The sequence below is a fragment of the Flavobacterium sp. ZT3R18 genome (assembly GCF_007097385.1).
Lineage (GTDB): Bacteria > Bacteroidota > Bacteroidia > Flavobacteriales > Flavobacteriaceae > Flavobacterium.
This window is the reverse complement of record NZ_VJZS01000025.1, coordinates 1-17262: the sequence shown is the minus strand read 5'-3', so window position 1 is coordinate 17262 and position 17262 is coordinate 1. Positions and strand designations below refer to the sequence as shown.

The window sequence follows — 17262 nt, the reverse complement described above, 5'->3', positions numbered from 1 at the left end:
TATTATATATTTTAAATTAAGTTTATAAATTCATCTAGTGCCTCAGAGATATCTTCTAGTTCTTCTATATTATTTTCCCCCGAAGATTCAACTGTGTTTAAATATTGAACAAACTCCTCAACGTTCGGGTTTTCGAATAGGGAAACTATCCTGACATCTACGCCTAATTCTTTATTGATTTCATTCAATATTTTAAAAATTTTTATTGAGTTTGCTCCCATATCAAAGAAATTATCGAGTATACTTATTGTACTTGCTTCTCTCCTTAACTCATTTGCTATAATCTGTATGATTACTTTTTCTTTTTGAGTTTCCGGCGCTACGTATTCCTTTTCACTGATGATCTTAATTCCTAATGCATTTGCTAACTTCTTTTTATCAATTTTTCCGTTTATGGTAATCGGTAATTGTTTTAAAGCTATAAACTCTGAAGGAATACTGTAATACGGTATTCTATTTTTAAGAAATGCTCTTAACTGCTCTAACGACAATGAATCTGTTATAATGATATAAGCTTTTAAGCTTTTAACATTAAACTCATCTATATCTACAACTACAACCGCTTCATTAATTTGATCATGTGACATCAAGGCTTGCCCTATTTCCCCAAGTTCTATTCGATATCCGGAAATTTTTACCTGGTCATCTTTTCTGCCCAGAAATTCAATACTGCCATCAGGGAGCCATTTTCCGAAGTCACCTGTTTCGTAAAGAAGTTCCCCTTTTTTATAAGGATGTTCTATAAATTTTTGTGCTGTAAGTTCTGATCTGTTTAAATATCCTTTTGACAATCCATCGCCTGAAATATAAAGGGCTCCAGGTATGCCTATTGGTTTAAGGCTTAAGAAATCATCCAGAATATAAAACTGTGTATTATTTATCGGCTTTCCTACGTTGGATGCTTCTCTTGGATGTTCTATTTTTTTTATACTAGACCAAATAGTAGTTTCTGTTGGTCCATACATGTTCCAAACTTCTAAATTATTGCTGATTAATTTTTCTGCTAATGATTCACTTAGTAAATCCCCTCCACAAAGTACTTTTAGTCCTTTATTGCCCTTCCAATCGGCGTTAAACAACATTTGATAAAAACTAGGAGTAGCCTGAATTATAGTAGGTTGTATCTCTTCTATTTTTTTAATAATTAAATTAGGATCTGATAAAACATCTTTACTTACCATATATAAAGCAGCTCCTGATAATAGCGGTACAAAAAACTCTAAAATTGAAATATCAAAAGAATAAGTTGTAACTGAAAATAATACATCATTTGCACTAACTCCTGGTTTTTCTTGAATACTGCACAGAAAATTTAGCAACGATTGATGTCCAATTTTAACCCCTTTTGGATTTCCCGTCGAACCAGAAGTATATATGATATAAGCTAAATCATTTGGCGTTAGATTTACATCTTCTAATGCTTCTTTATAATTTGCCGCTTTAAAATCATTCACAATATCCAATACAACTCCATTGTAATCATCCTGAACAGTTACAGTACATTGATCTGTAATGAGTAATTTAATTTTGGTGTCTTCATAAATATAGGATTTACGAGATTCCGGAAAGGCGGTATCTATTGGAATATATACAGCACCAGCTTTCATAATTCCTAAAACAGCTATAATTACTGCAGCATCTCTTTCTAATTGAACGCCTATAAAATCTCCTTTAGCTACCTTGAAATCTACTCTCAGGCAATTAGCAAATTGACTCGAAAGAGTATCCAGTTCCTGATAGGTATAGTTTAGATCTTTAAAGAATAATGCTTTATTTTCAGGAGTTTTCATTACTTGAGAAACAAATAAATCAATTAATGTTTTATCCGTAGGATATGAAATTGCAGTGTCATTAAAATCGAAAATAAGTTCCTCTATTTCTGCCTTAGGGATATACGCTATATCTTTTATTTTTTTATCTGGATTTTCTAAAATTATTTCCAGTAATTGCTTGTAGTGTTTTATGATACGACATACTGATTCTTGTGCATAGATATCGGTATTGTAAGTAATATTAAACGACAGATAATCTCCCTGTTCCTGAAAAGCAATATCCATATCGAACTTAGCAACTTTATACCCTTTATCTTCTATGGTAGTAAAAGCGCCTGGATTAAGATTTGTACTTTCGACAGCATCTCTTATGTTTTGCAACACCAGCATAACATCAAATATGGCACTTTTGCTAGTATCGTTTCGTATATCAAGATCGTCTACCAAAGAATCAAAAGGATACATTTGATGTTCGTAGGACTGGATTGTCTTCTCTTTTACGGTATTATAAAAAGATTCAAAACTTTCTTCTACATCTATCGTATTTCTTAACGGGAGCATATTGATATAAAATCCGATCTGATCGTTTAAATCAGCATGATCTCTCCCGGCAACAGGTGTTCCTATTATTACATCCTTCCCAGCCGTGTATTTATGAAATAAAACATTCCAGACAGCTAACAATCCTATAAATAAACTTCCTCCCTGATTTTGCCCATATTTTCTAAGACGATTAGTAAGATCTGGTGAAATATAGGTTTTAAGATTATTACCAGCATAAGTTTTAATGGGAGGTCTTGCTTTTTGATACGGTAAATCTAAAGTAGGAAGTTCCCCTGCTAAACTTTTTAACCAATAGTCTTTATGGCTGTTATTTTGTTCTTGCTGCAGTTGATTTTGTTGCCATGCAGCATAATCTCTATATTGAATTTTTAATGTTGTCAATTCGTTTTGTTTTCCTTCTGAATATTGCTCGTAAAAAGCAAATACATCTTTCGCGAGAACATCCATCGACCAGCCATCAGAAATAATATGATGTATATTGTAATAAAATACATATTCATCATCTGAAAGCTGTAATATGCTGGCTCTTACCAATGGTCCGTTAGTTAAATCAAATGGTGCATAGGCATCTTCTTTTATATACAAATCTACATTCGTGTCCTGATGCAGATCAGATCTGTAATCGATATAATCTACGGTGAAGCCCAATTCTTCTGTTGTTTTTACAACCTGTCTTACTTCTCCCTCCTTATTTACTTTAAAAGTGGTTCGTAAAGCTTCATGTCTGTCCAAAGTAGCTTCTATTGCTTTTGAAAAATACGCTACATCATACGTGCCTTTCAAGGTTAGTTGAGAAGGCATATTGTATATGGCAGTATTTCCTGTAATTTCGCTTAAAACCCATAATCTGCGTTGTCCTGCAGAAGCTGGATAATCTGCTGAATTGGCAATTTTTTGTATGGAAGTATGTTTCGTTACTTCTGAATTTTTAATCAAAGTGGCATGCGCTTTTATGGTCGTATTGGCAAATACTTCTTTCAATCCTAATTTTACATCAAAAATTTTATGATATTGATTAATCAACTGTATTGCTTTTAAACTATGACCTCCTAATTCCAGAAAATCTTCCTGTGTTCCAATGTTTTCTATTTGCAGAACTTCTTCCCAAATTGCGGCAATTTGTTTTTCAAAATCATCTGCAGGAGCAACATATGCAACGCGTGATAATGTTCCTGTATTTAACGTAAGTAAATAGTTTTTATCAACTTTCCCATTTACCGTTAACGGAATTGTATCGACTGCTATAATAACAGAAGGTATCATGTATTCCGGCAGTTTATGCGCCAGGTATTTCTTGATATCTTTTACGTCTTCTTTTTGAGAACATACGATATACGCAATAAGCTCTTTTTTATCCTCGTTTCTGGCATCAACTATCGCAACGGCCTGATTAATGTTATTGTGAAGAAGAAGTTGTTGTTCGATTTCACTTAATTCTATTCTGTAACCTCTTATTTTAACCTGATCGTCTCTTCTTTGTTTGTAGATTATTTCTCCATTGTCCATCCATCTTGCAATATCTCCGGTTTTATAAGATGGGCCATTTTTTGTGGTAACAAATCGTTCATTATTAAGTTCAGGACGATTTAAATATCCTTTTGCAACTCCGGCGCCTGAAATTATAATTTCACCATACATTCCGATATCGCAAGGATTTCCCTGAGAATCTACAATCGTTATTACTGTATTTGCAATAGGTTTACCAATACGTACTTCAGATTGCGCTGCAGTCATTTCCTGAACAATACATCCTACGGTTGTTTCTGTTGGTCCGTATTCATTAATTATGCGGATATTAGAATCAATATTCCACACATTTTGCAATTGATTTTGAGTAAGCTGTTCGCCTCCAACAATAATAATTTTGATGTTTGTTTTTTCGATATTCAGTTCTTTCAATAAAGAAAGGTGCGACGGTGTTAATTTTACGGTATCAATTTCAGGGTTTGTAAAACTCTCCGTAAGTAATTCATTGATTGCTTTTGCATCAGAACCAATCCATAATTTTTTACCTCTTGTTAAACTTGTAAAAAGAGAAGTTATGGTAAGATCAAAAGAAATAGAAGTAATTAATGCCCAATTTCCTGTTTCGGCATCACCAAAATAATACGCATTAGACCATTGAATGTAGTTTAAAAGATTAGCATGAGTAATCAAACATCCTTTAGGGTTTCCTGTAGATCCTGAGGTATAAATACAATACGCGATATCTTCACGATCTATTTCAGCAAACTTTAAAGTGTCAGCATCCGATTGAAATATCTCTTCTTTTGAAGGATTAAGAATGGTTACATTCAAAAATTCTTCATCTGTAGTACTTACTAAAATAGTACAAGCAGCATCTTCCAGAATGAATTGTATGCGATCTTTTGGATAAGCAGTATCCATTGGGATATAGTAGGCTCCAGCTTTAAGAATTCCTAAAACACTAATGACAAAATCTGGTGAACGATCCAGTAAAACAGCTACAGGATTTCCTTTTTTAATTCCACATTCATGAATTAAATAATGTGCAAATTGATTTGATTTTTCCTTTAATTCTTTATACGAGATCGATAAATCATTGTAATATAAAGCTGTATTATTTGCTTGTAATAATACTTGTTGCTCAAAAATTGCTGTAACGGAATTAAAAAGTTCATAGAATTTTACGGTGTTATTTGAAGCATCAATAATATCCTGACCTACCAAAATAGTATTCTGATTTGTAAACGTCGCTTTAAGCTGAGCTACTATTAGGGTTGTTACGGCATCAGAATAAGAAGCTGAATCATAATATAAATCCAACACCAGTTTATCTCCATAATCAACCGCGCTTAGCTTAAGTTCAAAAACATCTGTAACACTATAAACATCTCTAATTTTTAAATCAGTAGATGAAGTATTTTTATTTACTTCTAAAAACTCAAACACATATTTAAAGATCGTTGCATCGCTTACTTCTTTATCATGAATTCTGTTTACATAAAAATAGTCAGACCACATTCCGATTTCTTCTACCGATTTCTTAAAAAATGCACCGGCTTCTTTTTCTGGTAATGCTGATAATTCTTTGACATGAACAGGAAGCGTTTTTGACACTAAACCAAATGTGTTTTCTAATTCTTTATAATATCTGTTGTACGGAAGATATCCAAGTGTAAAAGAATCAGCTTCAAATCGTGACAAATAAGTTGCAAATTGAGATAAAACTACATGCTCTGCCGAAGAACCTTCCTGAATAGATTTTGCTTTTAATTGGTTATAAGCATCGCCTTCAATTATGCAAACCGGTTTTCTTTGAGGTGCAAAAACATCATTTGTTTTATGTTTAAATGGCACAATATCTTTGGTTAAATCTCTTGTATAATTTTTCCAGAAATTAACTCCTTCTTCTTCCGGCTCGCTAAACAATTGTTGTTGCCAGGCCGAAAAATCCTGATATTCTACTACTTCTCTCTCTTCTTTTTCGTATGAAGTTTCATCACTTATAGCTTTTGATAATTCATTACAGAAAAATGCAGTGCTGTAACTGTCTGCCCAAAGCGAAAATAAACGTACTGCCAAAACTTGATTTCCGTTTAAATCTCTAAGCAAACAAAAACGTATAGCATCATTGTTTAAAGGATCATAATCGTATCCTAAAGATTCCTGAGCTATTGCCGAAATAGTAGTTTGATCCAGTGTTTGAACAGTTCGCTCAACTATTGTTGTTGCTGAAATTTCAGATACTGTCTGAACTGGAAAAACCGCATTTGACGCTATGTTCATTTTGAACAATAATGTTTCATTTTTGCTTATTACCTGTGCCAGTCCACGTTGTAACTTTTCTGTTGTTACATCATTTCCCAGTTCAATAACAACCTGATTGTAATAATCCTGCATGTTATTTCTGGCCACACTCCATAAGTTCATTTGATTGATAGAAAGTTGATATGCTTCAACGTTATTTATGACTTCTTTTTCCATTATGTTAGTATCTGATTAATTTGGTTTTAACTATTCGAACATCGGCTGAACAGCTCTCTCGTTTTGAATTGTATAGATTGTTATTAAAACAATGATGCTATGATTTGTCGGCTTCCTTCATAAGGACTTCTTCCGTGAGAAATTCGCATATTGTCTAAGAATAATACATCTCCTTTTTCCCATGGAAATAAAACAGTTGCTTTTTTATATGCGGCTCTTATTTCTTCTATTTCCTGTTTAGAAATCTCGCTGCCATCTCCATAAAAAGTATTATTTGGAAGTTCATCTTCTGATTTTACCATGTCAAAAAAGGAAGCCTCTAATGCATATTTGTTAAAAAAGTAGGCGTGATTAAACCAAATTTCATCTCCCGTTGCCGGATGCTCCCAGATGGCTTTTTTATTCCATGTTAATACTAAGTTGGTGTCGCTTTTCCACTCATACGAAATTCCTTGTTGGTCGCAGGTTGCTTCTACCTCTTTTTTATCTTCTGTCTGGAAAACTTCTTTCCAGGATAAACCATAAGCTTCGTTTAGGTTTCTCACGTATTTAACACCTTTTTCAAAAAACTTGTTTCTTGTTTTTTCGCTTAAGGATTCTAGTACGATTTTATTATCTGCAATTGGAGTTTCGCCTTGTTTGTCTGCCGGATCTATGCAGCAAAAAACAATATTGTTGGGATGAACAGGCGCATAAGAACTTTCGCTATGCATCTCAATATGGTATTCTTTAGGATAAGTCGTAGTATGATATACATTTTTACCAACGGCATATCGAGGCGATGATCTCAGGTTATATTCAAGTGGTGTATCTGCGTATAAAGTCGTGAAGTTTTCAAATTTTTCAACCGTATTAATATGAAATCCTCTAAAAAGTATAGCACCATATTTATTCACTTTTTCTTCAAAAACCGGTCTGTTTTCAGTAATCCAATCATTCAATTGCATTCCTACTGTTGCAGGTTTAATTACTAGAGGAAATATGGCATTGTCAGGCAGTAACGAATATTCTACACTTGCAGCTTCTGTTACTTTTTGAGCTTTAATTCCTTTTAATTTTTGTATGCTATTTATCATAATCTTATTTTTTAAATACAGCTTTATAACTGTTGTTAGAAATATTTTAAATGCAATAAAATGTCTGGAGTACTTTTATTTTTTTACCAGTTTAAATTTGTTGACATTCAGATTTCGTAAGTTTTGTTTGGTCTCTTTTTGGAAATCGATATCACCAATTTTTTCCTGACTATTGCCTAATAACTGTGATAACAGATTTTTAAAATTATGCATCAAACCTTTAATACACGTGTCATTATATATATCTGTATTGTAGTTAATATCAAAGTATAAATAGTTTCCAATCTCTTTAAAATTGATAAGCATATCCAGTTTCGCTCCTCTTTCATCCTGAACTACAATTTGATCTGTCTCTTCCTGGGTAAATTGTAATTTGCTGTTATTTTCTCCTGTATTATGGTAGGAAAGCATCACATCATAAAGAGGATTACGGCTAGTATCACCTTTTATCTTTAAGTCATCCAGTAAGTTGTCGAATGGATACATTTGATGTTTTGTGTTTTCATACATACCATCTCTTACTTTTTCAAAAGTCTGATCAAAATTCTCTTCAGAATTCATTTGATTACGGATCACCATATTATTAAAATAAAGTCCAATTTGGCTTTCCAGATCCACATGATCTCTTCCGGCAATTGGAGATCCTATCAGAATATCTTTTTGGTTGGTATATCTGTGAAATAAAATATTCCAAACCGTTAATACGCCTGTAAATAAGGTTCCTTTATTTGCTTTGCAATACGCTGCAAGTTTGCTAGTTTCTGTATCCGAAATCAATGTTCTTAAAGTCTGACCATTGCTTGTCTTTACTTTTGGTCTCAATTTCTGACTAGGTAAGTCTAATAAAGCTCTGTCTCCTGATAAGGTTTGCAGCCAATATTGTTTATGATGATCAAAAGCATTATTGTCTAATTGCTCTTTTTGCCACGCAGCAAAATCTTTGTATTGAATCGCTAAAACCGGAAGTGAAGGAACACTATTGTTTTTGTAAGCATTATAGAAAGCTAAAACATCTTGTTTTAAGATATTTTTCGAAACACCGTCTCCAATAATATGATGCATATTATAATAGAAGATATATTTACTATCTGAAATTTGTAATAATGAAATTCGTAATAACGGTCCTTTATCAAGCTGAAATGGCTGTAAAGCATCTTTTGCCATATAATTTGCTACTGCATTCTCGACGTTTTCTTCTGTTCTAAAATCCAGTTCCTGAATTTTAAAATCGATTTCTGAAGGTGTACGAATCCATTGTCTTATTTCAGAATTTTGTCCTTCTTTAAATACGGTTCTTAGTGTTTCATGACGGTCGATAACGGCATCAATAGCTTTCTTTAAAAGCGGAATATCATATCCTTCTAAAACCAAATGCGCAGGCATATTGTATGAAATATTACTTTCTTCAGACTGACTTAAAATCCACATACGATATTGTCCGCTTGAAAGTGCGTAATTTTCTTGTTTCGCAACAGGCTCTATTTTTTCTATTTTAGTTTCGGCAGCAGCATCAAATAATAAAGTACAATGCTCTTCAATTGTTTTATTAATAAACAAATCTCTTAACTCTAATTTTACTCCATATTCTTTATGATATCTGGTAATTAATCTGGTAAGTTTAAGACTGTGTCCGCCATATTCAAAAAAGTTATCTAAAACCCCGATACGTTCCCTGTCCAGAATTTCTTTCCAGATCGTTACTAATTGTTCTTCGTTAGAATTACGAGGAGCTACGTATCCGGTAGAATCTGTTCCTTGCGTTGCTACTTTTGGTAAGGCTTTTTTGTTTATTTTCCCATTAGAAGTAAGCGGCATTTGATCCAGCGCAATACATATCGTTGGCACCATATACTGAGGCAGACTTTCTGCCAGGTATTCTTTAAAATTATCTAGCGTATAATCGTCTTTAAGAACTACATATGCTACCAATTCTTTGGTATAAAATTGATCTTCGTGTACAATTACAGTCGCCTGATTTGCGTATGGACATATATTTAAAGCAGCCTCAACTTCTCCAAGTTCAATTCTAAATCCTCTGATTTTGATTTGTTTATCATTTCTTCCTAAATACTCAATATCTCCGGTTGAAAGTCTTTTTGCAACATCTCCGGTTTTATAAAGACGTTCTTGAGTATTAAATGGATTGATCAGAAAACGCTCTTTCGAAAGTTCCGGACGATTTAAATATCCTCTTGCAACTCCGGCACCGGAAACAAATAACTCTCCGGTAACTCCCATAGGTACCAAATCAAAATTTTCATCCAGTATATAGCAACTCATTGTTGGAATAGGTCTTCCGATATCACTAATATTAAGACTGATTTCGCGGGCACCTATCTTTTTAAACGTTACATGTACCGTTGTTTCTGTAATTCCGTACATGTTGATTAGAGCACAATCCGGATATTGAGCTGCCCATGGTTTAAGGACTCCGGGCGTAAGTGCTTCACCACCAAATATTACATAGCGCACATCCAAATGTTGCTTTTTATCTGTAACTTCTTCCTGTAATGCATTAAATGCAGAAGGTGTCTGATTCAGAACGGTCACTTTTTGTTGTGCTAATAATTCTGCAAAAGCTTTGGTATCTTTTGCTACAAGTTCCGGAACAATTACAAGTTTACCTCCGTATAACAATGCTCCAAAAATTTCCCAAACCGAAAAATCAAAAGAATACGAATGGAATAAACACCATACATCTTTTTCACTAAAATCAAACAAAGGTTGTTCTGTAAAGAAAAGTCTAACCACATTGCCATGTTCGATCATTACTCCTTTAGGAACTCCTGTAGTTCCTGAAGTATAGATTACATACGCCAGATTTGAAAGTGGTAAATCTAATTCTAAGTTTGTCGTAGGATAATTAGAAAATGTATCTGCCTGATCTAAATTTACTTGTTGAATATGATCTTCCAGTTTTATTACTTTACTGCTTTTTGTACTAACCAATACGATTTTTGAATCGATGTCATTAAGAATAAAATTAATACGATCAGCAGGATATTCCGGGTCTACAGGAACATAAGCGCCTCCTGCTTTTAAGATTCCAAGTATTCCGATAATCATTTCGAAAGAACGGTTGATACACATTCCCACCATGCTTTCCGGACCTACGCCCTGGTCTTTTAAATATCCCGATAATTGGTTTGCTTTTTTATTTAAAAGCTCATAAGTCATTTCTTCTCCATCAATAGACAATGCAATTGCGTTTGGAGTTTTTAATACTTTCTCTTCAAAAATATCAACAATATTTTTATCTGCCGGATACGCAACTTCAGAAGAATTGTATGTTTTTGTAAGCGCTATAATTTCATCTGAGCCAAGCATTTTGAAATCGCCTATAGTCGTAAATTTCTCGTCTACAATCTCATATATTGCTGTTCTAAAATGTTCTATAATCATTTGAACAAATGCAGCATCCATAATAGAACTATTAAAAGTAAAATCTATAACAAGTTTATCTTTTAACATCGGCTGGATAGAAAGTAAATAGTTATTGTTTTCTTTTACATTAACACTCTCTATTTCTAAAACAGGTTTTTGATTGCTATCACTGCTTTTAGATGGGTAGTTTGTAAACGATAGCAAAGAGTCAAAACAATCTCCTTTAATTTCATTCCATTGCTGGATTTTACTAAGAGATGTATGTTGGAAATTTCGTGCCGCTACAGATGTTTTTTGAAGCATCGCTAAAAAATCCGAAATTGTTTGGCTGTTGTCTATTTTAGCTCTTAAAGGAATCGTATTAATATATAATCCTACTTTGCTGTCATAATTTAATTCTGATGGGCGTCCGGAAACCGTTACACCGTATACAATATCTTTAAAACCTGTATATTTTGCCAATAAAATAGCCCATATTGCTTGTGTTAATGTATTTGGCGTAACGTGATTGGATTTAGAAAAATCACTAATTTTTTGTGTGTATTGTGCATCAAAATCAATAGTAATACGTTCGTATTTTCCTTTTCCTTTATTACGCTCATGCGCTGCTTTACAGAAAGGCAATAATGAAGGCTCACTAAAATCCTGCATATAGGATTGCCAGAATGCTTTTTCTTCAAAAGCATCTATAGATTTAATATAATTGATAAAATCTTCATATTTGTCTTCTTCTTGTGCATCAAGCGTGTTACCGTACATTAAATTAGTATACGCTCTTATCACTTCCTGAATAATTACCTGTCCGGACCAGCCATCCCATAATACGTGGTGTTTTGTCCAGATCATTTTAAAAGCATCTTCACCAAACTTAACAATAGTGATGCGCATTAATGGCGGATTTGTAAAACTGAAATCTTCAAATCTGTCTTCGTCTTTAAGTGTTTTGAATGTTGTTTCTTTTTCCTGATCTGTACTGTTTGTCAAATCAATAAATCGCAATGGAACTTCTACTTCTTTATTTACAAATTGAATAGGAATATTTACTTTATCATAGATAAATCCGGTTCTAAGTATAGTATGATTATTTATAACATGTTGCCAGGCTTTTTTAAACATTGGCACATCCAGCTTAGAAGAAAAACTAACGTCAAACTGAGTATGGTATGTTGTATTTTCTTTTGATTCTGTATTATATAAATAAGTACTATGAAACAAGATCCCTTCCTGCACTGGACTTAAACCGTACATAGAAGAAATATTTTTTCTGTCTAGTTTAAAATCTTCTTTCTTTAAATAGGTAATAATATCTGCTTTATTTTCTTTAATAAAAGAAGTTAAGTCAGGACGATCTGTAATGGTCTTAATGTCAGAAGGAGTAAGTTTTCCTTCTTTTCCTAATAAGATTAAATCCTGCCCATTAATTTTAAGTTGAAATCCAAGACTTTTTAGATTTTTTATGAATTTTTCCATGATTTTAAAATATATTTTCTGGTAGTAGTGTAATCACTCCTTAATGTTAATATGTACTAATGCTATGCGCTCTGTAATTTGGAATTAGAATACGGCGATACCTCTTAATGTATCTTCATGTTCTGTAGCCGTTTTGAGAATATCCTCTATACTTTCTAAAAAAGTGGTTATGGTTTCAGGTTTAAAATAGAGGTTATTATAGGTGAGTATAAAATCGAATGTGGTTTCTCTTTCCTGTACCAAAAGGTTGAGGTCGTATTTTCCTAATCCTTGATTTTTATAGCTAAAAGGCTCATCTTGCTCTTCTGTAACAGCATCATATTTATCGTACAGATATAAAACATCAAACAATGCTGTTCTGCTCATATCCTTTTTAGGATTGATTTCGACAACCAGTTTATCAAAAGGAATTTCCTTATTATTATAAGCTGTTTCCCAGGTTTTAGATACCACCAGGCAAGCATCAGAAAGTGTTGTATTTTCTTCGAGAACAGATTGTAAGACCACTAAGTTTTCTATCGCGCCAACGGTTGACTCTGTAAGATCACTACGCATATTCATAAGTGTTCCTATTACAATATCAGAAAGTCCTGAAAATTTAGCCAAAGCCATTTTATAAGCTGCTAAAGTGACAATTTGTGATGTAGTGCCATTAATCGCGACAAAAGATTGCAAACTGTCTTTGCTAAAAGAAAAAGCGCTCGTTGCGGCTTCATAAACATGAACCGGTATTCTTTCTGAATCTGTAGGAACATATAATACTTGTATGTTGTCCAGCTTTTTTCTCCAATAGTTAACCAATAACTCCGTTTCATAAGGATCAACGGTCTGTTCCCATTCTGAAAAATCTTTATATTGCATTGTAAATCCTAATGATTGTTCCGGATGCGCTATAAAACTTAGAAAATCTTCCTCCAGAATGTTAAGACTGTATCGATCTACAATAGCGTGATGAAATACAAATAGTATTCTGGTATAATTGTCCAGACGTTCAAAAAAAGCTTTTACCAGTAATTCGTTTTCAAAATCAAAAGATACTTTACGAAGTTCTTCCTGATTTTCTTTAAGATCAGAGCTTTCATTAAGCAGTTCTTTTATTTCGGCATCATCAGGACTTGTGATCAATTGAAAAATCTGATCTCCTTCTCTGATTATTTTGGTTCTCAGGATATCATGACGGTTGATCAATTGTGTAAAGGCACGATAAATCTCCTCGGTACTCACCTCTTTTTCTATCGTTAAACTCAATGGTATATTGTGATAAACAGGCCCTCCTTCATAGAGGTAATCTCTTTCAAAATGATCTATAAACCACATCCTTTGCTGGTGATAAGACACTGGTAATTTCATATGTTATTATATTAAGTAAATAATAGGTTTAAGGGTTAGTTACACTATCGAAAAAGCGTATTTTAAAATCTCAGTACACTTTCATCCTGAGAATTTTCTGTTTCAAATAAGGCGTCAAATTCTTTAAAATCTAATGCATCACTTAATCCAAAATCTGAAGGAGTTACTTCTCTTTCTTCTTTATTAATACAGTGTTCTACAAGTTGAGTTAAATTTTCTATGAATTTATTCGCCAGCTTTTTGACTGTTTCCGGACGATATCGCTCTTCCGAATAATCCCAGGAAATTCTAAGTTCATTGTTGACAATAATTGCTTTTACAATAAACTTTTCTTCTAATAATGAAGTTGGACTTATGTGATCTCCTGAATTTTCCGGCGCTGATGAAAAAATGGCATTTTTGTTCAATACATTATCTATCTGTCCTAAATAATTAAAGACCACATCCCATCCGCAATCTTTTAATGAATTGCGTATTTCTTTTGAGGAGTGTAAATAACGTAAGCATCCATATCCCATTCCCTTAGTCGGGATTTTACGTAATGCTTCTTTTACAGATTTAATACTATCGCCTTCAGTCTTTGCACCGTTTCTTGATAAGATCACAGGATATTTATTGGTAAACCATCCTGTAGTACCGGCAAGATCAATGTCTGTGAATATATTTTCTCTTCCATGCCCTTCAAAACCCAATGCTAATCGTTGTGTATCAAAAACATCTTCAAAAGTCATTTGTAGTGCACTTAACATCAAATCATTAATTTCTGTACTATAAGCAGCGTTTGCCTCTTTTAATAAATATTTTGTATACTCCTGATTCAGAATTGCTTCATAGGTTTTCTTAGTTTCCCTTGTTGGTTTATTTGCAGAAAAATCTGTTGGAAGCAGCGTATAATCATAATTAATTTGCTGCCAATACTCTAATTGAGATTCTATTTCTTCGGTCTCTGCAAAGTTTTTCAGCTTATTGATCCAATCTCTGAACGAATTGTTTTTATTTGCTAAATACAACGTTTCATCTACGGTTTCTTCTCCTAATAAGGTTTCTAAATCATCGATGATAAATCTCCACGAAACACCATCTACCGCTAAGTGATGCGCCACCATAAAGAATCTGTTATACGCTTCAGAATCCGGTGTTTCAATAAGAATAAATCGCGCTAAATCTCCTTTTTCTATATCAAAAGATTCCTGGTATTTTACGCAAATTGCTGTAATAGCTTCTGCAACATCTTTTCCTTTTTCAATAGTTTCCGTGCGATACAGATTGGTAGATTCTCCATAAAACTGTTTCCATTCTTCTTCTTGCTGAACGATCTCTTTTGTATATCTAAATCTTAACGCATCGTGACGTTTAGCAATTAAGTCTACTGTTTTTTCTAATTGCTCTTTGGTGATCCCTTTGTCCATACTTAAAAGAACTGCCTGATTGAAATATGATAGCGCTTCTCCTCGATCAAAAAACCAATGCTGAATTGGAGATAAAGGCACTTCGCCTTCTAAAAATCCTTGTTCTGCAGTATTAAGTCTTTTACTATTTTGTTCTACAGCTACAGCTAATTCTGCAATAGTTTGATAATCAAACAGGTCTTGTACCTGAATTTGATATCCTTTTTTCTTCGCTCTGCTTACTACCTGAATCACAATAATAGAATCACCTCCCAGTTCAAAGAAATTATCGGTAACTCCAATTTGTTCTACATTCAGTAAATTTTGCCAGATGGTAACTAATGCCTCTTCTACTTTTGTACTCGGAGCAACATAAGTACGCTGGTTTGTAATTTCAGGATCCGGCAATGCTTTTCTGTCTATTTTTCCATTTGATGTTAATGGCATCTGATCCAGAACAATATAAAGCTGAGGAACCATATAATCAGGAACAAGTCCGGAAAGGTAAGATTTCAAACCAGACTCGGAATAGCCGTCTTCTACAACCAGATAACTCACTAATCTTTTGATGCCTGTTGAGTCTTCTTTGAACAAAACTTCAATTTGTACAATACCCTCATAACCTTGTATTACTCGGCTGATTTCTTTTAGTTCTACACGATAACCGCGTATTTTAACCTGATCGTCTACACGTCCCAGAAATTCGATTTCTCCAAGGGAGTTTCTGCGTACTAAATCTCCCGTTCTATATAAGGTTGAACTCTTGCTATTTGCAAATGGATTAGCAATAAACTTTTCCTGAGTTAAATCCTCACGGTTTAAATATCCTTTTGAAATTCCTGAACCTCCCAATAATAATTCTCCCGAAACTCCGATTGGGCATAACGACATATCGCTGCTTACAATAAAGGCTTCACTGTCTGAAAACAATCTTCCAACGGGGATCCTCACACAATCAAAATTAGGATCTACCTGATGTAATAGCTTCCCAATCGTACTCTCGGTAGGACCGTAATGGTTCACGATTTCTACATTGGCATCTTGAGCCGCAATATCTTTTACAAACGAGATTGGCAATACATCACCTCCAAATATTATGGTACGGATTGGCAATAACAATTCACTATCAACACGTAAAGCCTGCCAGTGACTCGGCACAATTTTGATACAATCTATTTGATGAGATTTAAAATACGATTGTAATTTAACCCCGTCCATTAAGGTTTCTTTGCTGAATAAATGTAAAGTTCCGCCACTCAATAAAGAACCATATAATACGGTATTTCCTAAATCTGCTGAAAGCGAAGACATTAATCCAAAACTTTTATTATTGCTAATAGCAATTCTGGCTTCCAATCCCTGATAATAATCAACCAGGTTTTTATGGCTGATCTGAACTCCTTTTGGCTGACCTGTTGTTCCCGAAGTATACACCACATAAGCTGTTGTTTCCGGTGTCGCCAATGATGAAAAGCTCACGCTTTCCGGAATTGCTTCTATATCTGCATACTGAATATCGATAGAAAACACCGGAACCGAAAATTCAATTACATCAAATAAACTGCTGGATTCTATAAGCAAACCTTTTACTTTTGCCTCTTCGAGCATGTATAACTGACGCTCTTTTGGCAAAGCTGGATCAATTGGAACATAACCTGCTCCTGATTTTAAGATGGATAAAACACCAAGGAACGACCAGTTTGAAGTATCCATCATGATACCAATTAAATCATTCTGTTCCAAACCATAAGTCTGTTGATAATAATACGCCAATTTCGTAGAAGCTTCATCAAGCTCTTTGTACGTCATACGGCTATCATTATATACATAGGCAATGGCATCAGGAGTTTTGGAAACTTGTTCTTCAAACAGTGATAATACAGTTCCTTCACCTGATAAGGCGTAACCAACCGCATTATAATCTACGATTAATATTTCTTCCTCTTCTGCGCTAAGCATGGCCAGGTTTCCTATTGATGAATCGCTGTTTACTAAAATAGTATCCAACAAATTCTCATAATGTGATCTCAAGCCTGACACTGTAGAAGCATTAAACAAATCACTGCAATAGTTAAACGAGAATGAGATTCCTTCCGGGCTGTCTTCTGCAAAAATGGTCAAATCAAATTTCGAAATATCATGATCCATTGGCATAGATTCAATGGTAATACCGCTGAATTCTGCAACTTTGGCGTCTGGATTATTGTTTAAAACAAACAATACCTGAAATAAAGAACTTCTGCTTTTGTCTCTTGTTTTCTCTACACGATCGACTACTTTTTCAAACGGAACAGCGATATGGTCGTAAGC

The 17262-nt window shown here is 33.9% G+C and carries 5 protein-coding genes; all 5 read right to left on the bottom strand.

The genetic code is table 11. From position 1 onward, the window contains the following. Positions 1 to 11 precede the first annotated feature (11 nt). Complete coding sequence (locus FNW52_RS18275; protein WP_143378930.1) at positions 12 to 6284, bottom strand: non-ribosomal peptide synthetase; 6273 nt, start codon at positions 6282 to 6284, stop codon at positions 12 to 14. Positions 6285 to 6367: 83 nt separating this feature from the next. Then, a complete protein-coding gene (locus FNW52_RS18270) occupies positions 6368 to 7360 on the bottom strand; it encodes a TauD/TfdA family dioxygenase (protein ID WP_143378929.1) in 993 nt (330 codons plus the stop codon). 75 nt (positions 7361 to 7435) lie between these two features. After that, complete coding sequence (locus FNW52_RS18265; RefSeq protein ID WP_143378928.1) at positions 7436 to 12214, bottom strand: non-ribosomal peptide synthetase; 4779 nt, start codon at positions 12212 to 12214, stop codon at positions 7436 to 7438. Positions 12215 to 12298: 84 nt separating this feature from the next. After that, entirely contained in the window at positions 12299 to 13564 is a 1266-nt protein-coding gene (locus FNW52_RS18260) for a condensation domain-containing protein (RefSeq protein ID WP_143378927.1), read from the bottom strand. Positions 13565 to 13626: 62 nt separating this feature from the next. After that, a partial coding sequence (locus tag FNW52_RS18255) for a non-ribosomal peptide synthetase (RefSeq protein WP_143378926.1) occupies positions 13627 to 17262 on the bottom strand: 3636 nt, incomplete at its 5' end.